The 7335-nt window shown below is 68.5% G+C and carries 7 protein-coding genes; 5 read left to right on the top strand and 2 right to left on the bottom strand.

Annotated elements, in window-relative coordinates; translation table 11 throughout:
• From I0Q12_RS12040 to I0Q12_RS12030, 3 genes are all read left to right on the top strand, one after another.
• Positions 1 to 693, top strand: a 693-nt coding sequence (locus tag I0Q12_RS12040) for a hypothetical protein (protein ID WP_231610478.1), incomplete at its 5' end; no start/stop codon positions are given.
• A 93-nt stretch (positions 694 to 786) separates the two neighbouring features.
• Complete coding sequence (locus I0Q12_RS12035) at positions 787 to 1689, top strand: RDD family protein (RefSeq protein ID WP_197252136.1); 903 nt, start codon at positions 787 to 789, stop codon at positions 1687 to 1689.
• 99 nt (positions 1690 to 1788) lie between these two features.
• A complete protein-coding gene (locus I0Q12_RS12030) occupies positions 1789 to 2544 on the top strand; it encodes a queuosine precursor transporter (RefSeq protein ID WP_197252135.1) in 756 nt (251 codons plus the stop codon).
• Here the strand turns inward: I0Q12_RS12030 and tgt are convergent, their stop codons facing one another.
• The gene (tgt, locus tag I0Q12_RS12025; RefSeq protein WP_197252134.1) at positions 2545 to 3816 is read right to left on the bottom strand and encodes a tRNA guanosine(34) transglycosylase Tgt; all 1272 of its coding nucleotides are present in this window, start codon (positions 3814 to 3816) and stop codon (positions 2545 to 2547) included. It abuts the gene before it with no gap.
• A 16-nt stretch (positions 3817 to 3832) separates the two neighbouring features.
• Positions 3833 to 6568 (bottom strand): calcium-translocating P-type ATPase, PMCA-type, encoded by a 2736-nt coding sequence (locus I0Q12_RS12020; protein WP_197252133.1) that lies wholly within the window; start codon positions 6566 to 6568, stop codon positions 3833 to 3835.
• Between the two features lie 112 nt (positions 6569 to 6680).
• On the opposite strand from I0Q12_RS12020, the gene I0Q12_RS12015 reads away from it, so the two are divergent.
• Both I0Q12_RS12015 and I0Q12_RS12010 read left to right on the top strand, forming a co-directional pair.
• Positions 6681 to 7097 (top strand): pyridoxamine 5'-phosphate oxidase family protein, encoded by a 417-nt coding sequence (locus I0Q12_RS12015; RefSeq protein WP_197252132.1) that lies wholly within the window; start codon positions 6681 to 6683, stop codon positions 7095 to 7097.
• A 33-nt stretch (positions 7098 to 7130) separates the two neighbouring features.
• A partial coding sequence (locus I0Q12_RS12010) for a cation diffusion facilitator family transporter (protein ID WP_197252143.1) occupies positions 7131 to 7335 on the top strand: 205 nt, incomplete at its 3' end.

The raw sequence follows: 7335 nt of genomic DNA, 5'->3' as shown, positions 1-7335 counted from the left end.
CCCCCGGGTAACTACCCGCCCCCGCCGGGGAACTTCTCGTCGCAGTCTCCCGGCTACTCCCCCGTCCCGACGCAGCTGAGCGTGGGCGACGCGATCTCGTACGGATGGTCGAAGTTCAGCGCGAACGCCGGGGTGTGGATCGGTTTCATGATCGTGGCCCTCGTCATCCAGGGTGTGATCAACCTCATCTTCGGCGGTTTCAACACCGACGGTGACTTCACGCTGTGGCGCGCGATCGGCACGATCGTGAGCGCGATCGTCGGTTACCTCATCCAGGCCGCGTACGTCCGCGGTGCGCTGCACGAGATCGACGGCAACAAGCCTGCGTTCGGCTCGTTCTTCCAGTTCACCAACGTCGCCGCGGTGATCATCGCGGGCGTGCTCGTCGGCCTCGCGACGGTCATCGGGTTCGTGCTCCTGATCATTCCCGGCCTGATCGTCATGTTCCTGACCTGGTGGACGCTGCCGTTCGTCATCGACAAGAACCAGGATGCGATCACCGCGATCAAGTCCAGCATCCAAGCGATCTCCTCCAACGTGGGGACCTTGCTGTTGCTTGCGCTGGCCGTGGTGGGACTCAACATCGTCGGCGCACTGCTGTGCGGGCTGGGTCTGTTCGTCAGTGTTCCCGTGACGCTCATCGCCTCGACCTATGCGTACCGAGTGACCATTGGGGGTCCTGTGGCACCCTGATCGGGCAGCGTGCGGACATTTCGACCATATCGACGAGTGCTGCACGGGCGATGTACCGTGCAGCATCCGCACGCCCGACGACAAGGGAGAGACATGACCACCGGGGGATATCCGCCTCAGTCCGATCCACACAGTTCGGGGGCATACCCCGCACCTCAGTACGGCGGACCGCAGGCATCCGGGCAACCGGCCGACTACACCACGCACTTCCCGAACCCGATCACCTCGGGCTACGAGCCGCCCCAGCAGAATCCCCCGCAGTACGGTGCACCGGTCGGTGGCCCGCAGTACGGCGCCCCGCAGTACGGCGGTCAGCAGTACGGCGGTCAGCAGTACGGTGGCCAGACCTCGACGCCGCAGTACACCGCCCCGCCCGCCGGCCCCCAGTACGGTGCGCCGCAGTACGGCGACCAGCAGGCCCCGCAGTTCGGTAACCAGCAGTACGGCAACCAGCAGTACGGTGCCCCGCAGCAGCCCGGCCAGCAGTACGGCGCCCCCCAGTTCGGCGCTCCGCAGTTCGGCGCACCGCAGCCTGCCTCCGGCCCGGGTGCCGGTCAGCCGGGCGAGCTGCTCCCGCGACTGGGCGCGCGCGTCATCGACGCACTGATCGTGGGTGTCCCGTTCGCGATCCTCACCGCGATCGTCGCCATCGCCGACGTCTTCTTCCTGACCGCGGTGGTCGGCCTGCTCTCCGGCGTCGCGATGCTCGGCTACGCGACGTACTTCGAGTCCACGAAGGGCGCGACGGTGGGCAAGAAGGTGCTCGGCCTGTCGGTGACCGGCCCGAACGGCGGGCTCCCCACGCTCGAAGAGGCCGCGAAGCGCAACGCCTACCTGGGACTGCAGGCGCTGACCTGGATTCCGATCCTCGGCTGGCTGTTCAACATCGCTTCGCTCGCCGCGTACATCGGCGTCGCAGTCACCATCGAGCAGAGCCCGACCAAGCAGGGCTTCCACGACAAGTTCGCGGGCGGCACGCAGGTCGTCAAGTCCTGATCCGTCCCACCCCGACCGCGGGCCCCGTCCACTCCGACGGGGCCCGCGGCGTTTTGTCCGTACTTCGCGTTGTCGCGCCGCGAGTGCTTGGATGGCCGGGTGACAGAGCATGCATCGACCCCGAAGAATCCCGCCACCGGCCCGGTCGCCACAACCGATCATGCGGCGTTCGCGCACGTGGCGCGCAGCTACTACCCGGGGATCGTCGCATTGTTCACGACGGTGCTCATCATCTCCAACATCTGCGCGACGAAGGGCGTCGCATTCTTCGGCGACGCCGACGTCGCGGTCGGCTCACTGCAGATCCTGCCGATCCTGACCGACGGCGGTTTCTTCCTGTTCCCGCTCGCCTACATCCTGGGCGACGTCCTGAGCGAGGTGTACGGGTTCGCGGCGACCCGGCGCGCGGTGCTGTTCGGGTTCGGCGCGGTCGCCCTGGCCGCCCTGTGCTTCTGGATCACCGGCCTGCTGCCGCCCGCCGACTTCTACGAGAACCAGGAGGCGTTCGACGCGGTCCTCGGGGTCGTCCCGCGCATCCTGCTCGCCGGTCTCTCCGGTTACCTCGTCGGCCAGTTGCTGAACTCGTACGTGCTGGTGCGGATCAAGGAGCGCACGAAGGAGAAGTACCTGTGGGCCCGGCTGATCGGGTCCACGGTGGTCGGCGAGTTCGCCGACACGCTGATCTTCTGCGCGATCGCCGCGGGTGCGATCGGTATCTCGACGTGGACGGACTTCACCAACTACGTGATCGTCGGATTCCTGTGGAAGACGCTCGTGGAGATCGTCGTCATGCCGATCACGTACCGCGTGATCGCGCACGTGAAGAAACACGAACCGACCTATTCGGCGGTCTGACTACCGGCGGGCACCCGCGTAGAACCGGCCGAGGGTGTCCGCCTTGTACTCGGCGAAATAACCACCCTCGATCGACGCGCGGATCTCGTCGACGAGCCGCACGGTGAACCGCTCGTTGTGGATCGTGCACAACGTCGACGCCAGCATCTCCTTCGCCTTGAACAGGTGATGGATGTAGGCGCGCGTGTAGTTCGCGCACGTGTAGCAGTCGCAGTTCTCGTCGATGGGCGTGAAGTCCCGCCGGAAGCGGCTGGTGTTGATGTTGAACCGGCCGTCCGGATGGTAGATGGCCGCGTTGCGGGCGACCCGGGACGGATTCACGCAGTCGAAGGTGTCGGCTCCGTGTTCGATCGCGACGAACATGTCGTCGGGTTCGCTGATGCCGAGCATGTGGCGGGGTTTGTGGGCGGGCAGTTCCTCGGTGCACCAGCGCACGATCGTGCCGAGGTTCTGCTTCTCGAGCGCCCCGCCGATGCCGTATCCGTCGAATCCGCGCCCGGACTCGCCGACGATCGATTCGAGGCCGCGGCACGCCTGCCGCCGCAGATCCTCGTACTGCGCCCCCTGCACCACACCGAACAACGCCTGGTACGGACGGTGAGCGCGTTCGGCGGTGAGCTTCTCGTGCTCGGAGATGCAGCGCACCGCCCACGCCTGCGTCCGCGCGAGCGACTCCTCCTGGTAGCGCCGCGTGTTCATCAGAGTGGTCAGCTCGTCGAACGCGAACATGATGTCGGCGCCGAGCTGATGCTGGATCCGCATCGAGACCTCGGGGGTGAACCGGTGCCGGGAGCCGTCGAGGTGCGACTTGAAGGTGACGCCGTCGTCGTCGACGTGCGCGAGCCGTTCCTTGCCCTTGGCGATGACGTCGTCGGACTGCACGCCGACCGCCTCCATCGCCAGCACCTTCTTGAATCCGACGCCGAGGGACATCACCTGGAATCCGCCGCTGTCGGTGAACGTCGGGCCGTCCCAGTTCATGAACTTGCCGAGCCCGCCGGCCTCGTCGACGATCTCCGGTCCCGGCTGCAGGTACAGGTGATACGCGTTGGCGAGCAGGGCCTGCGCGCCGAGATCCTTCATCGACTCGGGCAGCACCGCCTTGACCGTCGCCTTGGTGCCGACACCGACGAACGCCGGCGTGCGGATGTCGCCGTGCGGGGTGTGGATGGTGCCGGTGCGGCCCAGACCGTTGTCCAGCCGGGCGCCGACGGTGAAGAACGGGTCGGGCGGAATCGGCACTGCGGAGTCGGTACTGCGTGGGGCGTTCACCCGACGATTGTGCCAGTCACCGGACACCGACCGGCCGGAGGTCCCCGGCCCTGCGCCGGCGCGCCACGCCTCTCGCCACCGCTTTGCCGACCTCGTCGACCCACAGGACGACCGAACCCACCGCGACGGCCAGCGCCCACTGCGGCAGGGTCAGCGACGTGGTGTCGAAGAATCCCTGCAGCACCCCGGCCTGCACCACGCAGACCTGCAGCACGATCACGGCGGCGATCGCGATCCACACGCTGTGGTTGGTGAACGTCTGCAGCGAGAAGACCGATCCCAGGTTCGACCGCACGTTGAACAGGTTGAACACCTGGAAGAACACGAACGTCGTGAACGCCAGGGTCGTCGCGAACAGCGGGTCACCGGCGCTGTCCGGGAAGAGATCGGGCGCGAAGTACAGCACCGCGATCGTGCCGGCGGCCATCACGACACCCAGCCCCAGGATCCGCCGGACCCGGGCCGCGTTCAGCAGTGCCTCGTGGGCCGCTCGCGGCGGGCGTTTCATCGTGCCCGGCTCGGCCGGGTCGACGCCGAGCGACAGGGCCGGCGGCCCGTCCATGATGATGTTCACCCACAGGATCTGCAGCGCGGTGAACGGCGCGCCCCCGGCCAGGCCCAGCGCCCCGGCCGCGAGGAAGATCAGCACGAACCCCCACGCGGTGGTGAGCTGGAACTTCACGAACTTGACGATGTTGTCGTAGATCCCCCGGCCCTCGGCGACCGCGGCGACGATGGTCGCGAAGTTGTCGTCCGTGAGGATCATGTTCGCGGCGCCCTTGGACACGTCGGTACCGGTGATCCCCATGGCCACGCCGATGTCGGCCTGCTCGAGGGCGGGCGCGTCGTTCACACCGTCGCCGGTCATCGCGACGATCTCCCCGCGGGCCTGCAGGGCCTTGACCACCCGGATCTTGTGCTCGGGCGCCACCCGGGCCAGCACCCCGAACTCCGGCGCGCGGTCCTGCAGGGCGGCGTCGTCGAGCCGGTCGAGATCCGCTCCGCTCGCGGCGCTGCCGGGGATGCCCAGCTGCCGCGCGATCGCCGTGGCCGTCACCAGGTGGTCGCCGGTGATCATGTGCACGACGATTCCGGCGCCGTGCGCGACCTCGATGGCGTGCTTGGCCTCCGGTCGCGGCGGATCGACGATCCCGACGACCGCGTACACGGTCAGTTCGTCCACGCACCGTTGCAGGGCGTCGGCGTCGCCGCGGGGCACCGCGTCCAGGTCGCGGCCCGCGATCATGAGGGTGCGCAGGCCCTCGCCGGCGAGGTCGTCGATCGCGGCCCTGATCCGGTGGTGGTCGGCCTCGTCGAGCGGCACCGGGCCGCCGGCGCCGAGCATCGTCGTGGCCCGGTCGAGCAGCACACCGGGCGCGCCCTTCACGAAGACGCGGTAGCCGCCCTCGGGAACCGAGTGGAAGGTGGCCATGTACTTGTAGGCCGAGTCGAACGGCACCTCAGCGAGCCGCGGCAACGCAGTCCGCGCCCCGTCGACGTCGATGCCACCCTTTTCCGCCAGCACGACCAGCGCGCCCTCGGTGGGATCGCCGACCAGGACGCCGTCGTGGACGGCCGCGTCGTTGCACAGCGCCATGCCCAGCAGCGCGGCCGTCATGTCCGGTGCGGGCAGGCCGTCGCCGACGAGGATCTTGCCGTCGGTGCCGTAGCCGCTCCCGGTCACCCGGAAACTGCGGCCGCGCACGAGCAACCGCTGCACCGTCATCTCGTTGAGGGTCAGCGTGCCCGTCTTGTCGGTGGCGATGTGGGTGGTGCTGCCGAGGGTCTCCACCGCGGACAGTTGCTTGACGATCGCGCCGCGCGCGGCGAGCCGGGACGCACCCATGGCGAGGGTGAAGGCGACCACGGCGGTCAGGCCTTCGGGGATCGTGGCGACCGCGAGGGAGACGGCGGTCAGGAGCAGATCCGACCAGGACTGGCCCCGCAGCAGGCCCAGCACGAAGACGAGGGTGACGGTGACCAGCGCGACGATCGTCAGCGTTCCGGCGAGCTGGCCGATGCGGCGTTGCAGCGGGGTCTGTTCCACCCCGGCGGTGCCGAGGAGGGTGGCGATCGCCCCCATCTCGGTGTGCATGCCGGTGGCGGTGACGATCATCTCGGCACGCCCGCGGGTGACCTGCGTGTTCATGAACAGCATGTCGGTGCGGTCCCCGAGGGGCGCGGCCGGGTCGGCGACGGGGTCGATCTCCTTGTCGACGGGATGCGATTCCCCGGTGAGCGCGGCCTCGGCGACCTGCACGCGCACGGCGGTGACGAGCCGTCCGTCTGCGGGGACGGTGTCGCCGGCCTCGAGCAGCACGACGTCCCCGGGGACCAGGTCGGCGCGCGGCAGGTCGGCTTCCCGTCCGCCGCGGCGGACCTGCGCAGTCGAGACGGACATCTGCCGCAGTGCCTGCAGGCTGTTCTCGGCGCGGGCCTCCTGCACGTAGTTGAGGACCGTGTTCAACGCGATGACCGCGAAGATCACGACCGGGGTTTCCCATTCGCGGGAGACGGTCGCGCTGACCACCGCGGCGATCACCAGCACGAGGGTCATCCGGTCGGCGAGCAGCGCGGCCACCTTGCGCCACACCGGAACACGCGGCGCCTCGTCGAGCAGATTGGGTCCGTGTTCGGTCTTGCGCCGTTCGACCTCGACGGCGGACAGTCCTGTCGCCGGGTCGACCCCGAGCGCGGCGGCGACCTCGACGGGCGCCCGGCTGTGCCACGGCGATTCGACGACGTCGGTCATGGGCTCCCACGCTATCGGTGGATCGCCCGGCGTGCCCGGCGTTCCACTGCACGGCCGCGCTGTTCGTGATGTGCTGGACGGGCAGGTACATCGTCGAAGGATCGGAGGAGCCATGAGCGAGCCGTCGGATGCGGACGCGGTCACCGTTCTGGAGGAAGACGAGTGCTGGGAGCTGCTGCGAACCGAGAAGGTGGGCCGGCTCGTGGTGACCGCAGACGGCCGTCCGGACATCTTTCCGGTGAACTATGTCGTCGGTGACCGGAAGGTGTACTTCCGGTCCGGGGAAGGCAGCAAACTGTCGGAGCTGGCGGTGCACGCGGAGGTCGCGTTCGAGGCCGATGTCGTCGGCGATCGCACCGCCTGGAGCGTCGTCGTGCACGGTCGAGCACGAATCCTCACGCATTTCAACGAGATTCAGGCGGTGGAGGAACTCGGTCCGACGCCCTGGGTGTCGACACCGAAGTACAACTTCGTGGAGATCACCGCGACCGAGATCACAGGTCGTCGTTTCGCGCTCGTCGAGCACTGACCGGTGACCGAACCCGGGCAGCACCGCCTGCTCATGCGGTGCATGCTCCTCTCGGTCGCGACCGCCCTGACCACGATGGCGCTCAAGGCCGGGGCGGCGTGGATCACCGGGTCGGTGGGCCTGCTGTCCGACGCGCTCGAGTCGGGCGTCAACCTGGTGGCCGCGGTGGTGGGGGTCTTCGCGTTGCGGGCCGCGGCGAAACCCCCGGACGAGAATCACGATTTCGGGCACGGCAAGG

It is taken from the genome of Rhodococcus sp. CX, assembly GCF_015865005.1.
Classification (GTDB): domain Bacteria; phylum Actinomycetota; class Actinomycetes; order Mycobacteriales; family Mycobacteriaceae; genus Rhodococcus.
This window is presented reverse-complemented; position numbering and strand designations above follow the sequence as displayed.